Source organism: Ruegeria sp. BF8 (assembly GCF_056538625.1).
This window is the reverse complement of the sequence record NZ_JBQFTL010000003.1, coordinates 232,616-247,382: the sequence shown is the minus strand read 5'-3', so window position 1 is coordinate 247,382 and position 14,767 is coordinate 232,616. Positions and strand designations below refer to the sequence as shown.

Annotated in this window: 13 protein-coding genes; 6 read left to right on the top strand and 7 right to left on the bottom strand. The window is 64.3% G+C overall.

Going from position 1 to position 14,767, the window contains the following annotated elements; translation table 11 throughout:
* Positions 1 to 30: 30 nt before the first annotated feature.
* The 3 genes from polA to ACR0LD_RS11780 form a co-directional block, all read right to left on the bottom strand.
* Positions 31 to 2,829, bottom strand: coding sequence for a DNA polymerase I (gene polA, locus ACR0LD_RS11790; protein ID WP_480637076.1), 2,799 nt, complete (start codon positions 2,827 to 2,829; stop codon positions 31 to 33).
* 70 nt (positions 2,830 to 2,899) lie between these two features.
* Positions 2,900 to 3,370, bottom strand: a complete 471-nt coding sequence (locus ACR0LD_RS11785) for a hypothetical protein (protein ID WP_480637074.1) — start codon at positions 3,368 to 3,370, stop codon at positions 2,900 to 2,902.
* An 81-nt stretch (positions 3,371 to 3,451) separates the two neighbouring features.
* Positions 3,452 to 3,628, bottom strand: a complete 177-nt coding sequence (locus ACR0LD_RS11780; RefSeq protein ID WP_149774196.1) for a zinc-finger domain-containing protein — start codon at positions 3,626 to 3,628, stop codon at positions 3,452 to 3,454.
* A gap of 89 nt (positions 3,629 to 3,717) precedes the next feature.
* Between ACR0LD_RS11780 and ACR0LD_RS11775 the strand changes: the two genes are divergently transcribed.
* The gene (locus ACR0LD_RS11775) at positions 3,718 to 4,710 is read left to right on the top strand and encodes an ABC transporter ATP-binding protein (protein WP_170370318.1); all 993 of its coding nucleotides are present in this window, start codon (positions 3,718 to 3,720) and stop codon (positions 4,708 to 4,710) included.
* On the opposite strand, the gene ACR0LD_RS11770 is transcribed toward ACR0LD_RS11775, so the two are convergent.
* Complete coding sequence (locus ACR0LD_RS11770) at positions 4,700 to 5,170, bottom strand: DUF1203 domain-containing protein (RefSeq protein WP_170340942.1); 471 nt, start codon at positions 5,168 to 5,170, stop codon at positions 4,700 to 4,702. The genes ACR0LD_RS11775 and ACR0LD_RS11770 overlap by 11 nt on opposite strands.
* Before the next feature lie 122 nt (positions 5,171 to 5,292).
* Between ACR0LD_RS11770 and ACR0LD_RS11765 the strand changes: the two genes are divergently transcribed.
* The 3 genes from ACR0LD_RS11765 (at position 5,293) to ACR0LD_RS11755 (ending at position 9,731) form a co-directional block, all read left to right on the top strand.
* Positions 5,293 to 8,247, top strand: a complete 2,955-nt coding sequence (locus ACR0LD_RS11765; RefSeq protein ID WP_480637072.1) for an error-prone DNA polymerase — start codon at positions 5,293 to 5,295, stop codon at positions 8,245 to 8,247.
* Between the two features lie 16 nt (positions 8,248 to 8,263).
* Positions 8,264 to 8,677, top strand: a complete 414-nt coding sequence (locus tag ACR0LD_RS11760; protein WP_170364574.1) for a group III truncated hemoglobin — start codon at positions 8,264 to 8,266, stop codon at positions 8,675 to 8,677.
* A gap of 115 nt (positions 8,678 to 8,792) precedes the next feature.
* A complete protein-coding gene (locus ACR0LD_RS11755) occupies positions 8,793 to 9,731 on the top strand; it encodes a DMT family transporter (protein WP_170360399.1) in 939 nt (312 codons plus the stop codon).
* Between the two features lie 8 nt (positions 9,732 to 9,739).
* On the opposite strand, the gene ACR0LD_RS11750 is transcribed toward ACR0LD_RS11755, so the two are convergent.
* A complete protein-coding gene (locus ACR0LD_RS11750) occupies positions 9,740 to 10,459 on the bottom strand; it encodes an NYN domain-containing protein (protein WP_170364572.1) in 720 nt (239 codons plus the stop codon).
* Positions 10,460 to 10,548: 89 nt separating this feature from the next.
* A complete protein-coding gene (locus tag ACR0LD_RS11745) occupies positions 10,549 to 11,661 on the bottom strand; it encodes an S-(hydroxymethyl)glutathione dehydrogenase/class III alcohol dehydrogenase (protein ID WP_170360395.1) in 1,113 nt (370 codons plus the stop codon).
* A 130-nt stretch (positions 11,662 to 11,791) separates the two neighbouring features.
* Here ACR0LD_RS11745 and ACR0LD_RS11740 point away from each other — a divergent pair, with 130 nt between their 5' ends.
* Both ACR0LD_RS11740 and ACR0LD_RS11735 read left to right on the top strand, forming a co-directional pair.
* Positions 11,792 to 12,079, top strand: coding sequence for an I78 family peptidase inhibitor (locus ACR0LD_RS11740; RefSeq protein WP_170360393.1), 288 nt, complete (start codon positions 11,792 to 11,794; stop codon positions 12,077 to 12,079).
* 67 nt (positions 12,080 to 12,146) lie between these two features.
* On the top strand, positions 12,147 to 13,799 hold the full coding sequence (locus ACR0LD_RS11735; RefSeq protein WP_480637069.1) for a Y-family DNA polymerase: 1,653 nt from the start codon (positions 12,147 to 12,149) through the stop codon (positions 13,797 to 13,799).
* Positions 13,800 to 13,802: 3 nt separating this feature from the next.
* Here the strand turns inward: ACR0LD_RS11735 and ACR0LD_RS11730 are convergent, their stop codons facing one another.
* Entirely contained in the window at positions 13,803 to 14,528 is a 726-nt protein-coding gene (locus ACR0LD_RS11730; RefSeq protein ID WP_170360389.1) for an SDR family NAD(P)-dependent oxidoreductase, read from the bottom strand.
* Positions 14,529 to 14,767: the final 239 nt, after the last annotated feature.

Here is a 14,767-nt window from a genome sequence, read left to right as displayed (position 1 = left end):
ACAGGGCCTGATGAGCGGCACGGCGCTTGCCTAATGCGCCTCGGCCCAGTTGGCGCCTTTGCCCGCATCCACCGTCAGTTTCACGTCCAGCTTCACCGCCGGATCGGGCGCGTTTTCCATCACGTCTCGGGCAATCTCGATGGTCTGATCCACCGCGTCTTCGGCCACCTCGAACAGCAGTTCGTCGTGCACCTGCAGCAGCATCTTGGCCGGCAGCCCGTCGATCGCCTCGGGCATCCGCACCATCGCCCGGCGGATCACGTCCGCCGCTGTGCCCTGGATCGGCGCGTTGATCGCCGCCCGGCGGGCAAACCCCGCATGCGGCCCCTTGGCATTGATTTCTGTCGTGTCGATCTTGCGCCCGAACAGGGTCTGCACATAGCCATGCTCTTTGGCAAACGCGATGGTGTCATCCATGTAGCGCCGGATGCCCGGGAAGCGTTCGAAATAGCGGTCGATGAAGCCCTGCGCCTCGGCCCGCGGAATGCGCAGGTTGCGCGCCAGACCAAAGCCCGAAATGCCGTAGATCACGCCGAAATTGATCGCCTTGGCCTTGCGGCGGATCTCGGGCGTCATCTCGTCCAGCGGCACGTCAAACATTTCGGACGCGGTCATGGCGTGAATGTCCAGCCCGTCGGCAAAGGCCTGTTTCAAGGCCGGAATGTCGGCGATATGCGCCAGGATGCGCAGCTCGATCTGTGAATAATCGAGCGACACCAGCACATTGCCCGGCTCGGCGATGAAAGCCTCGCGAATGCGGCGGCCTTCTTCGGTGCGCACCGGGATGTTCTGCAGGTTGGGGTCGGTCGAAGCCAGACGCCCCGTGTTCGCCCCGGTGATGGCATAGGATGTATGCACCCGCCCCGTGTCGGGGTTGATATGGGTCTGCAGCGCGTCGGTATAGGTCGATTTCAGCTTGGACAGTTGCCGCCAGTCCAGAACACGGCGCGGCAGTTCATGCTCGGTCGCCAGATCTTCCAGCACGTCGGCACCGGTCGAATACTTGCCGGTCTTGCCCTTCTTGCCGCCTTCCAGACCCATCTTGTCGAACAGGATCTCGCCCAGCTGCGCGGGCGAGCCGACGTTGAAGGTTTCTCCGGCCAGCTCGTGAATTTCAGCCTCTAAACCAGCCATTTTCTGGGCAAACGCGTTCGACATACGGCTCAGCACGTCGCGGTCGACCTTGATGCCATGCATCTCCATCTCGGCCAGAACCGGCACAAGGGGGCGCTCGAGCGTTTCATAGACGGTGGTCACCTGAACCCGGTGCAGCTGCGGCTTGAACAGCTTCCACAGACGCAGGGTGATGTCGGCATCCTCGGCGGCATAGGCGGTGGCCTCGTCGATCGGCACCTTGTCGAAGGTAATCGCCGATTTGCCCGAGCCCAGCAGCGGTTTGATCGGGATCGGCGTATGGCCCAGATAGCGTTCGGACAGCGTGTCCATGCCGTGTCCATGCTCACCTGCATGCATGGCATAGGACATCAGCATCGTGTCGTCGATCGGGGCCACATCCACGCCATAGCGCGCAAATATCTTGGCGTCATATTTCATGTTCTGCCCGATCTTCAGAATCGACGGGTCCTCAAGCACCGGCTCGAGCATCTCCAGCGCCTCGTCCAGCGGCATCTGCCCCTCGGCCAGCGCGTCCGAGCCGAACAGGTCGTCGCTGGACCCATCGCGGTGGGTCAGCGGGATGTAACAGGCTTCGCCCGGCTCGATGCACAACGAGATGCCGACCAGATCGGCGATCATTTCGTTCAGGCCCGTGGTCTCGGTGTCCACGGCCAGCCAGCCGCGCTCATAGGCCTGATCGATCCATTTCCGCAGCGCGGCCGCATCGCGCACGCATTCGTATTTGCTGGCATCGAACGCAATGTCCTCGGCCTGCGGCTCATCTGCCGCCGGCGCCGGAGTATCCGCGATCACCGGCGGTTCGACCCCCAGCTTGTCGGCGATCCGCTTGGTCAGAGTGCGGAACTCCATCTCGGCCAGAAACTCCATCAGCTTTTCCGGATCGGGGTCGCGCAGCTCCAGATCTTCCAGCGTGAAGTCCAGCGGTGTTTCGCAATCCAGCTGCACCAGCCTCTTCGACAACTCGATCTGATCTCGTTTCTCGATCAGGGTTTCGCGGCGCTTGGGTTGCTTGATCTCCTCGGCGCGGTCCAGCAGCGTCTCTAGATCGCCGAACTCGTTGATCAGCAGCGCCGCCGTCTTGATCCCGATCCCCGGCGCGCCCGGTACATTGTCCACGCTGTCACCAGCCAGCGCCTGCACATCGACGACGCGCTCGGGGTAGACGCCGAATTTCTCGAACACCCCCTCGCGGTCGATGCGCTTGTTCTTCATGGCATCCAGCATCTCGACACCGTCGCCCACCAGCTGCATCAGGTCCTTGTCGGAACTGACGATGGTAACCCGCCCGCCGGCCTGGCGCGCCTGGCAGGCCAGCGTGGCGATGATGTCGTCGGCCTCGTACCCCTCCAGCTCTTTGCAGGCGATGTTGAAGGCCTCGGTCGCCTGCCGGGTCAGCGGGATCTGCGGGCGCAGGTCCTCGGGCATCGCCTCGCGGTTGGCCTTGTAGAGGTCGTACATGTCATTGCGGAAGGTGTGCGAGCCCTTGTCGAAGATCACTGCCAGATGGGTCGGCGCGTCAGGGCCGTGGTCGCCATCCACGTAACGCTGCAGCATGTTGCAAAAGCCCGAAACGGCGCCAATCGGCATCCCGTCCGATTTCCGCGTCAGCGGCGGAAGGGCGTGATAGGCGCGAAAGATGAAGGCCGATCCGTCGATCAGATGCAGATGGCAGCCTTTTCCGAATTTGCTCATGCGCGCTCTCCCTGTCGGTCAGGGACGGTTCTGCCACAGGGGCAGCCGGGTGACCAGTCAGGAACGCGCCCTAGCCGCCAAACAGACCGCTGAAAACATCCGAGAAACTGTTCAGCAGCGCCATGATGACCAGCGCACCGAGGAACGCGAAAAACGCCATCGCGAAGAACTGGAACAGGATCGCGCCCGTTCCGATGACCAAACCGGCGATGGCCGGGCGGCGTTTTTCGTGCCGCAGGATGCCGATGACCGAGACGACGATCGCCAACCCGCCCAGCATGGCGACGCCGATCTGCAGAAAGTCATCCAGATCGCGGGTGGGCGCGACCGGCGCAGGCTGCTCCATCCCCGCGGCGGCCCGCAGGGTCGATTTACCCAACTCGGCGGCCAATTCGCCCAGCGTCACGCCGGTGGATTGCTGCGGTGCGAACGGCCCCGCCCAGAACACGAACAGGGCTGCAAACAGGGCCAGTGCCGCAAGGCAAAAGCCAGCCCATCCAAAAACCGGATTGCCGGTAACGGCAGCAGTCATATCAGCCATCATTCGCACCCACGTTGGTCACACCAACGCACTAGGTGAAAATCGCGGCGAGATTTGGGCGGACCTCGGTTGGGCAGGCAATCAGTGTTGCCGTGCGTCCTTCAGAACATACTTGCAATCGCAATAGGGGCACTCGACCCAGCCCTGATCCTCGGGGATCTGCAACCAGACGCGCGGATGGCCCAGCGCGCCCTCACCGCCATCACAGGCGACACGGCTTGTCTCGACGATCTTGGTTTCCGGAGCTTCGATTGTCACGGCGTGCGATCCTTCACTGGTTGTCGGCCTCGCGGGCATGCATTAGTTGCGTTTATGAGGGATCAGGAAACCGGGGGCAAGAGCCAGCAATGACCGATGCAGCGATCAGCCTTCGCGGCCTGCGCAAAACCTATCGCGGCGGCAAGGGCCAGCCCGAGAAACATGCGCTGAAGGGCATCGATCTGGAGATCCCGCGCGGATCGGTCTTTGGCCTGCTGGGGCCGAACGGGGCCGGCAAATCGACCCTGATCAACATCCTGGCGGGGTTGGTGATCAAGACCGCGGGCCAGGTGACGATCTGGGGGTATGACCAGGATCGCAACCCGCGCCAGGCCCGCGCGGCCATCGGGGTGATGCCGCAGGAGCTGAACCTCGACCCGTTCTTTACTCCCCGCGGCGCGCTCGAGGTGCAGGCCGGGCTGTATGGCGTTCCCAAATCGCAGAGGCGCAGCGACGAGATCCTCGAACTGGTCGGCCTCAGCGACAAGGCCGAGGCCTATGCCCGCACGCTGTCAGGCGGGATGCGGCGGCGCCTGCTGCTGGCCAAGGCACTGGTGCACCACCCCAAAATCCTGGTTCTGGACGAACCCACCGCCGGCGTGGACATCGAACTGCGGCAGATGCTGTGGGCCAATGTGCGCAAGCTGAACCAGCAGGGCATGACCATCATCCTGACCACCCACTACCTGGAAGAGGCGCAGGAGATGTGCGACGAGATCGCCATCATCAACCACGGCGAGAAGGTGGCGCAGGACAGCACCGCCAACCTGCTGGGCCGCATGGACGGACGCACCATGGTCATCACCCCCGAGGCCCCGGTAACCGCCCTGCCCGCCGCCCCCGGCGTTCAGGCCAGCCTGCGCGACGACGGCAGCCTGGCGCTGCACTACCGCAGCCCGGAAACCAGCGCCGAGCAAGTGCTCGAGGCGGTCCGCCAGGCCGGCATCCGCATCCGCGACGTGCGCACCGAAGAGGCCGATCTCGAGGACGTGTTCCTTGCCCTCACCTCCTCGCGCGCCGACGATGCCCCGGCCGACGATCAGGACCAGCCGCGCCGGGGCCTGCACCGGGTCAAGCTGTGACCCGGTCGATCCGCGCCTGATAGCAGTTGTTCCGGGCCGAGCGTACATGGATATAGGCCACCTCGGGGCGGGCAAGTATTGCATCCACCGCCGCGCTGATCCGTCCGGTGGGTGTCACGACGCCGGTACCGTAGACAATCCGGTCATCGCGGCCATAGCCCTTGATCAGATAATCGGGCGATGAGGTCAGAACCTCTGGCAGATCAGTCCCTTCATACCGTTCACAAGGGCTTGCACACAGGAAGATCGGCCCCGTTTCGGCATAAGGATGTGTCTCTGCAAAAGGCCGATGGGCCAGAATCAGCATTTCTGCACCTTCGGGAATGTGCTGCAAGCAATGGCGGCACGGATTTCCGGTTCCGGTTGATACCGCGCGTTCAGGCGCGTGTCCGTAGGCATCGGGCGCGCCTGCCTGAAAGGCGCGTACTTCGTCGGTGGGCAGGGCGGTGATCTTGAACATCTCGAGTCTCCTTTTGTTGCCCTGACAATGCGCCTGCCACACGCGGGCAGACGACCCGTTTCCTGCGCAATGCAGACAGGGACTCGAAAAAGAACAAAACGTGAATATAATGTGGAATCGCCATGTATGCCGAGCTGTCGATCACGTCGAACTTCACCTTCCTCACCGGGGCCTCGCACCCCGAGGAGTACATGGAGCGCGCCGTCACCCTGGGCCTGCCCGCCATCGCCATCGCCGATGACAACTCGGTGGCCGGCATCGTCCGCGCCCATACCCAGGCGCGCGAGATCGCCCGCAAGGTGCGCGAGCGCCGCGCGTGGGAGGAGCAGAACACGCCCATCGGCCCGCCCCGCCCCGATCACATCCCGAAACCGCCCTCGTTCCCGGTGCATGCGGTGCCGCGCCTGATCCCGGCGGCGCGGCTGATCTTTACCGACGCCCCGCCCGTCACCGCCCTGCCCCTCAACCGGCAGGGCTGGGCCAGCCTGTGCCGCCTTCTGTCCACCGGACGGCTGCGCGCGGCCAAAGGCGACTGCATCCTGCACCTGTCCGACCTGCTGGAGTTTTCCGACGGCCTCCACCTGCTGCTCTGGCCACAGGCGGGCCGTCCGACCGGCGGCGCGAGCGGATGGCGGACACAGGCGCAACAGCTGACGCGCCGCTTTGCCGGGCGCATGCATTTGCTGATGCATCCGCGCTATGACGGGGCGGATTCGATGTTTTTCCATTTGTTAGAGACTGAATCGCGCCATCTGGGCCTGCTCACCATCGCCAGCGCCGCGCCGATGATGCATCACGGCTCGCGCCGCCGGCTGGCCGATGTGCTGACCGCGATCCGGCTGCGCCGCAAGGTGGACGATCTGGGCCGTCACGCGCTGGCCAATGGCGAACAGCGCCTGCGCTCGGAACCCGAGATGCTGCGCATCTTCAAGGGGCATGAAGGCGCTGTGGCCCGTGCGTATGCGCTCAGCCAGGACCTCACCTTCTCGCTGGACGAGCTGCGCTATGAATACCCCAGCGAGGTCAGCGGCACCGAAACCCCCGCCCAGCGCCTGCACCGTCTGGCGCATGAGGGGCTGGCCTGGCGCTATCCCGCCGGCGCGCCCGAAAAGGTCAAGGCGATGCTGGCGCATGAGCTGACCCTGATCGGCAAGCTGAAATACGAGCCCTATTTCCTGACCGTCCGCGACATCGTGCACTTCGCCCGCGGTCGCGGGATCCTGTGCCAGGGGCGCGGCTCGGCGGCCAATTCGGTGGTCTGCTACTGCCTGGGCGTCACCTCGGTCAGCCCCGAGATGGGCACCATGGTGTTCGAACGCTTCGTCTCCGAGGCGCGGGACGAGCCGCCCGACATCGACGTGGATTTCGAACATGAACGCCGCGAAGAGGTGATCCAGCACATCTATGAACGCTATGGCCGCCACCGCGCGGGGCTGTGCGCCACGGTGATCCACTATCGCGGCAAGCGCGCCATCCGCGAGGTGGGCCGCGCCATGGGCCTGACCGAGGACACGATTTCCGCCCTGTCCTCGCAGCTGTGGGGGTTCTTCTCGACCGCAGGGCTCGAGGCGGAACGGATGCGCGAAATCGGCCTCGACCCCGAGGACCGCCGCCTGAAACAGACTCTGACACTGGTGCATCAGATCAACGGCTTCCCCCGCCACCTGTCCCAGCATGTGGGCGGGTTCATCATCACCGAGGGCCGTCTGGACGAGCTGGTGCCCATCGAGAACGCCACGATGGAGGACCGCACGGTCATCTGCTGGGACAAGGACGACATCGACAGTCTGGGCATCCTCAAGGTCGATGTCCTGAGCCTTGGCATGCTGACCTGCATCCGCAAGGCCTTCGACCTGATCGCCCAGCACCATCAGACGAGTTACACGCTCGCCACCCTGCCGCCCGAGGACCCGGCGGTCTATGACATGCTGTGCCGCGCGGATTCGGTGGGCGTGTTCCAGGTGGAATCACGTGCTCAGATGAACTTCCTGCCCCGGATGCGGCCGCGCAATTTCTATGATCTGGTGATCGAGGTCGCCATCATTCGCCCCGGCCCCATCCAGGGCGACATGGTGCATCCCTATATCCGGCGTCGGAACGGCGAAGAGGAGGTCAGCTTCCCCTCGGACGCGCTGGGCGAGGTGCTAGGCAAGACGCTGGGCGTACCGCTGTTTCAGGAACAGGCGATGCAGATCGCCATCGTCGGCGCGGGCTTCACCCCCGAACAGGCCGACCGGCTGCGGCGGTCGCTGGCGACCTTCAAGAAGCACGGCAATGTCAGCGAATTCCGCACCCTGTTCCTGCGCGGGATGCAGCGCAACGGCTATGACGCCGAATTTGCCGAGCGCTGTTTCTCGCAGATCGAGGGGTTCGGCTCCTACGGCTTCCCCGAAAGCCATGCGGCCAGCTTTGCGCTGCTGGTCTATGCCAGCGCCTGGATCAAGTGCCACCATCCGGGCATCTTTGCCTGCGCGCTGCTGAATTCGCAGCCGATGGGGTTCTATGCTCCCGCCCAGATCGTGCGCGATGCGCGCGAGCATGGCGTGCAAGTGCGCCCGGTCTGCATCAATGCCAGCTTCTGGGACAACGTGATGGAGCCCGACGGCCATGGCGGGCTGGCCCTGCGGCTGGGCTTTCGCCAGATCAAGGGCCTCAGCGAAGAGGACGCCAGCTGGCTGACCGCCGCGCGCGGCAACGGCTATACCCAGGTCGAGGATGTCTGGCGCCGCGCGGGCCTTGGCCCCTCGGTGATCGAGCGTCTGGCCGAGGCCGATGCCTTTGCCGCCTGCGGCCTGACCCGGCGCGAGGCGCTGTGGCAGGCCAAGGCGATCGCCACCGCCAAACCCCTGCCCCTGTTCGCGCAGGATCTGGAAGGCGAGGCGCTGGACGAACCCGCCGCCCATCTGCCGCAGATGTCGCTGGGTGAGCAGGTGGTCGAGGATTACGTCGCCACCCGCCTGAGCCTGCGGGCACACCCGGTGGCCCTGTTGCGGCACCTGCTGACGCCGGGGCAGCGCGACAATTCCGCCCCTGCATCCGGGCCGAAAAACGCGGTATCTGCCCGGAACAGAGCCTGAATCGAAAGCCCCGATCATGACCCGGCCCGTACTGCCCCCGCGTTTTCCCGCCACGCCCGACCAGATCCAGGCGCAGGTCACCGCATTCTACGCCCGCGTCCGGCAGGACCCCCTGCTGGGCCCGATCTTCAACCGCCACGTCACCGACTGGCCCGCGCATGAGGACCGGATCGCCGCCTTCTGGCGCAACGCCATCCTGTACGAGCGCGGCTACAGCGGCAATCCGCAGCGTGTGCATATCGAGCGTCCGGACGTGAAACCCGAAATGTTTGCCCATTGGCTGGACCTGTTCGAAGAGGTCGCCCACGGCACCCTGCCCCCGGAAACGGCCACGCCCTGGGTGGCGCTGGCCCGACGCATCGGCGCGGGGATGCAGGCCGGTGTCGCGGCCGCCCGCCAACCGGCCGGGGCTCCGCCGATCCTGCGCTGAACGGCCGGCCCTGCAGGGATGTTAGCGGTAAAGTTTGGACTATCCGACTCTGCCGATTGGGTTTAATCAGGCCTCAGACACCTGCCACAGCATCCAATCGCCCGGGACCAGCCAGATGAGCACACAGAACTCGACCCTGCAGGGACTTGGCTTTGCCTTTCTCGGGTTTGCCGTCTTTGCCACCCATGACGCGCTGATCAAGACGCTGGGCGGCACCTATTCCGTGCTGCAGATCATCTTTTTTGCCACGCTGTTTTCCTTTGTGCCGATGGCGGTCACGATCCTCGCGGACCGGACCGCTGGCAATTTTCGGCCGCATCACCCGTGGCTGGTGATGCTACGCTCGGGGCTGATGGTCACGTCGATGTCCTGTGCCTTCTACGCCTTTTCGGTCCTGCCCCTGGCCGAGGTTTATTCGCTGCTGTTTTCCTTTCCGCTGATCGTCACCGTCCTGTCGATCCCGATACTGGGCGAGGTCGTGCGCGCCCAACGCTGGGCCGCAGTGGGCGTGGGCCTGATCGGAGTGCTGATCGTCCTGCGCCCCGGCGCGACCGAGATCACCCTCGGCCACCTTGCCGCCCTGACGGCCGCGTTCTGCAGCGCCTTCGCATCCGTGCTGGTGCGCAAGATCGGAAACGAGGAACGCTCGGCAGTGCTGATCCTGTATCCGATGCTGCTGGCGATCGCGGTCATGAGCCTTGCGCAACCGGCGGTCTATCAGCCGCCTTCGCTGATCCATTTGGCGATGATGGCCTTGGTCGGCGTGTTTTCGGTGATCGCCCAGCACCTGATCATCCTGGCCTATCGCGCGGCACCAGCAGGCGTGGTCGCCCCCAGCCAGTACAGCCAGATCATCTGGGCCACGATTTTCGGCGCGGTGTTCTTTGGGGAAAAGCCCGACAAATGGGTGGCCGTGGGGGCCGCGATCATCATCGCATCGGGCATCTTCGTCGTCTGGCGCGAAAGCCGCGCAAATGTATCGCCGAATAAGCCGGTTCTGCGCGTGCGTTCACCGCGCTCTGACACCGGCGCCTCAGCACGGCCGGGGTCATAACGCGGCGGCTACTGATCCTTCAGTCTGATCTTAAGGCCGCCGTTTTCGCCTGTTTCCTCGAACTTTCCGGTGGCTCGTACCAAGTCGCTCAGCCGCTTGAAGCCATAAGTTCGCGTGTCAAAATCCGAATAGTTCATACTGAGCTGACTACCTATCCAACCAAGGTCCGCCCAGCCGTCCGGTTCCTCGGACTTAAGCACGACATTCCGAATCAACTGGAACGCATGATTCAGTTCTTTTTTGGGCTGAACTGTCTTTACCTTCTCGCCGCCATTCGTCTCTTCCTTTTTGATGTTCTCAATAAGAATGAAGCGGTTGCAGGCTTTCTTGAAGGCGTTGGGCGTCTTTTCCTCGCCGATCCCAAACACGCTCAACCCTTGCTCGCGGATTCGGCTGGCCAACCGCGTAAAATCGCTGTCTGACGACACCAGCACAAAGCCGCCAAATCGGGCAGAATGCAGTATATCCATGGCATCAATTACTAGGGCGATATCCCCGGCGTTTTTACCGGTGGTATTGGCGAATTGCTGGTGCGGAACGATGGCGTATTCCGCCAGTTTCTCAGCGCTCCAACCCTGTAGCGTGCTGTTCGAAAAATCGCCATAAATCCGGCGCAGACCGGCCTCACCCAATGTGGCAACTTCTTCGAAAATCTCGGCAACATGCTTTGCCGGTACGTTTTCGGCGTCAATCAGAACGGCCAAACGTTCCGTTGTTTCAGTGGTCAATTTGATCTCTCTATTCAGATATTCATCAATGTTCTGATGATAGGCGACAAAAAGGGCGGGATAAACCCCGCCCTTGCAATTTCCGATTGTCAGTAAACCACCACCGACCGGATGCTTTCGCCCTTGTGCATCAGGTCGAAGCCGGTGTTGATGTCGTCCAGACCCATGGTGTGAGTGATCATCGGGTCGATCTCGATCTTCCCTTCCATGTACCAGTCGACGATCTTGGGTACGTCCGTGCGTCCACGCGCGCCGCCGAAGGCGGTGCCGCGCCACGATCGGCCGGTGACCAGCTGGAACGGACGGGTCGAGATCTCGGCCCCCGCGGGCGCCACGCCGATGATGATCGATTCGCCCCAGCCCTTGTGCGCCGATTCCAGCGCCGCGCGCATCACCTGCACGTTGCCGGTGGCGTCAAAGGTGTAATCCGCTCCGCCCTTTGTCAGGTTCACCAGATAGGGGACAAGATCGCCCTCGACCTCGGACGGGTTCACGAAATCGGTCATGCCGAACTTTTCGGCCATCTCGACCTTGGCGGGGTTCAGGTCGACGCCGACGATCTGATCGGCCCCGGCCAGACGCAGGCCCTGAATCACGTTCAGTCCGATGCCGCCCAGGCCGAACACGATGGCGCGGCTGCCGATTTCCACCTTGGCGGTGTTGATCACCGCGCCGATGCCGGTGGTCACGCCACAGCCGATATAGCAGATCTTGTCGAACGGCGCGTCCTCGCGCACCTTGGCCAGTGCAATCTCGGGCAGAACCGTGTGGTTCGAGAAAGTCGAGCATCCCATGTAATGCAGGATCGGATCCCCATCCAGCGTCGAGAAACGCGAGGTGCCGTCGGGCATCAAACCCTTGCCCTGCGTCTCGCGGATGGCCTGGCACAGGTTGGTCTTGGGGTGCAGGCAGTATTCGCACTCGCGACATTCGGGGGTGTAGAGCGGGATCACGTGATCGCCCGGCTTCAGGCTGGTCACGCCGGGGCCGACCTCGACCACGACGCCCGCGCCCTCGTGGCCCAGAATGGCCGGAAACAGGCCTTCGGGGTCGGCGCCCGACAGGGTGAATTCGTCGGTATGGCAGATGCCGGTGGCCTTGATCTCGACCAGAACCTCGCCCGCCTTGGGGCCTTCGAGGTTCACGTCCATCACTTCCAAGGGCTTGCCCGCCTGAACGGCGACGGCGGCACGGGTTCGCATGTTGCTTGTCTCCCTGTCTTGTTTGACCCGACCCTGCGTCAAATACAGGGTGTTTTCAACTGCGCTTTCATGGCAGTCTCTGTAAGCTTTTGATATTTCAGAAACGACATTGCCGAAAAGAGGAGCGCCAATGTACCGGTTCATCCCGATCCTGATCGTCCTGGCCGCCTGCGCCGAAACCGACCTGCCCGAACCGGGCTCTGCCGAGCTGGATGCCGCCCCGGTGGATCTGGCCTTCTGCAAGGGCGAACCCTTTGCCCAGTCCGTGGGGCAACCGGTCTCGACCATTCAGGCCAGCCTGCCGGAACGGAGCCGCGTTCTGGGCCCTGATGACATCGCCACGCAGGATTACCGCATCGACCGGCTGAACGTCTATGTGAACGGAGCCGGGGTCATTCAGCGGCTGACCTGCGGATAAGGGCGGACTCGACTCGGAGCATGATTCTCGGATAAGAACAAAATGAGAACATTTTGATGTCTGCCCGATGCCCAAACGCCGAATACTCTCGCTGTGGTTTCCCCGTCTGGGGGCCGAACGGCTGATCCGCGCCGCGCGGGGCCTGCATACAGGCCCGCTGGCGGTGGTGGCCGAACAGTCGAACATGCAGGTCATCACCTCGCTGAATGCCGAGGCACAAGCAGCCGGTCTGCGCGTGGGCCAGCCGGTGCGCGATGCCCATGCCATGTGCGCGGCCCTTGTCACCCGCCCCCGCAACGCCCCGGCCGAGGCCGCATTTCTGACCGCGCTGCGCCGCTGGGCGGGCAAGTTCAGCCCCTGGGTGGCCGAAGAGGCCCCCGATGGCCTGATCGTCGATCTGTCGGGCTGCGCCCATCTGTTCGGCGGGGAAGAGGCGCTGCTGGACGTGATCGAAACCGACTGCGCCGACATGGGGTTGAGCGTGCAGATGGGCATCGCCGACACGCTGGGCGCGGCCTGGGCGCTGGCGCGCTATGCCGGGCAAGAGGCCACGTCCGACCGCAATGGCGACGCCATTTCCCAAGAGGCCCGCGCCACCCGCGCCCGGGCTGGCAAGCGGCGGCACTGGACCAAGGGCGGCGCCGCGCCGCAGGTGGTGACCGTGGGCGGCGGAGCCAGGATCGCGCCGCCGGGGCAGGCCTATGGCGCGCTTGCCCCCCTGCCCATCGCCGCGCTGCGGCTGGACGACCAGACCGTGGCGCAGCTGAACCGGCTGGGCCTGCGGCGGATCGGCGACCTGCTGGGCCAGCCGCGCGCGTCCCTTGCCCGCCGGTTCGGGCGCGGGCTGGTTCTGCGGCTGGATCAGGCGATGGGCAGCGCACCCGAGCCGGTCTCGCCCGCGCGGCCCCCGCATCACTTTGCGGTGCGGATGACCCTGCCCAACCCGATCGGCCTGGCCGAGGACGTGATGGCCGCCATCGACCGGATGCTGCCGACCCTGTGCGCGCGGCTGGAAGAAAAGGCGCGCGGGGCGCGGACCCTGCGGCTCGAGGCGCACCGCACCGATCAGGCGGCCGAGATCATCGAGATCGGGCTGGCCCGGCCGAGCCACGACAAACACCGCATTCGCCCTTTGTTAGAGATAAAAATCGACCAGATCGACGCGGGCTATGGCATCGACATGCTGCGCCTTGCGGCGGTGCAGACCGAGCCGGTGCATGCCCGCACCCTGACCGGCCATGCCGAAGCCAGCCGCGCCGTCCGCAACCGATTGGAGGGGAACACCGCGCTGGACGATCTGATCGGAAAGCTGGGCGCGCGGGTGGGGCTCGAGGCGATCACGCGGCAGCACCCGGCGGCCTCGCACATCCCTGAGAAAACCGCACAGACGCTGGCGGCGGCCTGGTCGGAACCGGCGCGCGACTGGCCCGCCCCGCCGCGCCCGCGCCCCCTGCTGATGTGGCGGCCCGAGCCGGTGATGGCCCCCGACCGTCCCGATGTGCCCGCCAATTTCCGCTGGCGCGGGCGCGACTGGCACCTGGCGCAGGCCACCGGCCCGGAGCGGATCGCCCCGGAATGGTGGCTGGACGACCCCAACTGGCGCAGCGGCGTGCGCGATTACTGGGTGGTGGTGACTGAACAGGGCGAGCGGCTGTGGCTGTTCTACGGCCATGGCGGCACCATGTCGGCGGGCTGGTTCTGCCAAGGGCGCCTTGGTTAGAGTCTATTTTCCACGATAGACCAGAATATCCGGAAGGTAATCGATCAGCCGGATGACCCACGAGAACGGCGCCGGAAAGTCGGTCCGGAAGCGCCGGCGCGCCATTGCGCGCAGCACGCGCTGCGCGGCGTCTTCGGGTTCCATCAGCATCGGCATCTTGAAGCTGTTCTTGTCGGTCAGCCGGGTCTTGATGAACCCCGGATTGACGATGCGCACCGTCACCCCGGTTCCGGCCAGGTCATGCCGCATCGTTTCGGCCAGCGAGATCAGCGCCGCCTTGCTGGACCCGTACCCGATCGCCGCAGGCAGTCCGTGATAGCCCGCCAGCGACCCGATCAGGGTAATGTCGCCACGCCCCGCCTTCACCATGGCCGGCACGGTTTCCCCCAGAACCCGCAGCGCGCCTGAGTAGTTCACGTCGCTGATGGCCAGCGCGGCTTCGGTCTGCCAGTCCTGCGCGCGCATCGGCTCATAGGCCCCGGCGTTGTAGACCAGACCGTCAACTTGGCCGATCTCGGCCACGGCGCGGCGCACCTGCGCCAGATCGGTCACGTCCAGCGGTACCGCACGGGCATTGGGCAGCGCGGCGCAGATCTGCTCCAGCCGCTCGGCACTACGCGCGGACAGCACAAGGTGCGCGCCCTGACCGCCCAAGGCCTCGGCCAGCGCCCGGCCCAGCCCTTCGCTGGCGCCGATGATCCAATAGATTTTTCCGTCAAAACTACTCATACCGCGCGGTTCACATGTGCCGAAGCGTGAACAGCCGCGGTCTTGGGTTGGGTTGTCTCGATCATAACACCTTTCATTACGCGGAAGGGCATACCTCGGATCACCAGCAAACGCGATTGATGCAATCCTGACGCACAGCCCGCCGATCAGCGGGAAACAGGTAAAAACATGGCCCGGATTTGATCCGCTCCGGCCTACCCTGCGTATCTTATTGTAAAATGTCGCATAAAGAGGATGGC

What these genes read in the sequence shown, in the direction of transcription:
- ACR0LD_RS11775 (WP_170370318.1), top strand. Translation starts at nt 3,718, where the DNA reads ATGACCGATGCAGCGATCAGCCTTCGCGGCCTGCGCAAAACCTATCGC.
- ACR0LD_RS11770 (WP_170340942.1), bottom strand. Translation starts at nt 5,170, where the DNA reads ATGTTCAAGATCACCGCCCTGCCCACCGACGAAGTACGCGCCTTTCAG.
- ACR0LD_RS11785 (WP_480637074.1), bottom strand. Translation starts at nt 3,370, where the DNA reads ATGGCTGATATGACTGCTGCCGTTACCGGCAATCCGGTTTTTGGATGG.
- ACR0LD_RS11745 (WP_170360395.1), bottom strand. Translation starts at nt 11,661, where the DNA reads ATGCGAACCCGTGCCGCCGTCGCCGTTCAGGCGGGCAAGCCCTTGGAA.
- ACR0LD_RS11730 (WP_170360389.1), bottom strand. Translation starts at nt 14,528, where the DNA reads ATGAGTAGTTTTGACGGAAAAATCTATTGGATCATCGGCGCCAGCGAA.
- ACR0LD_RS11740 (WP_170360393.1), top strand. Translation starts at nt 11,792, where the DNA reads ATGTACCGGTTCATCCCGATCCTGATCGTCCTGGCCGCCTGCGCCGAA.
- polA (WP_480637076.1), bottom strand. Translation starts at nt 2,829, where the DNA reads ATGAGCAAATTCGGAAAAGGCTGCCATCTGCATCTGATCGACGGATCG.
- ACR0LD_RS11735 (WP_480637069.1), top strand. Translation starts at nt 12,147, where the DNA reads ATGCCCAAACGCCGAATACTCTCGCTGTGGTTTCCCCGTCTGGGGGCC.
- ACR0LD_RS11755 (WP_170360399.1), top strand. Translation starts at nt 8,793, where the DNA reads ATGAGCACACAGAACTCGACCCTGCAGGGACTTGGCTTTGCCTTTCTC.
- ACR0LD_RS11765 (WP_480637072.1), top strand. Translation starts at nt 5,293, where the DNA reads ATGTATGCCGAGCTGTCGATCACGTCGAACTTCACCTTCCTCACCGGG.
- ACR0LD_RS11760 (WP_170364574.1), top strand. Translation starts at nt 8,264, where the DNA reads ATGACCCGGCCCGTACTGCCCCCGCGTTTTCCCGCCACGCCCGACCAG.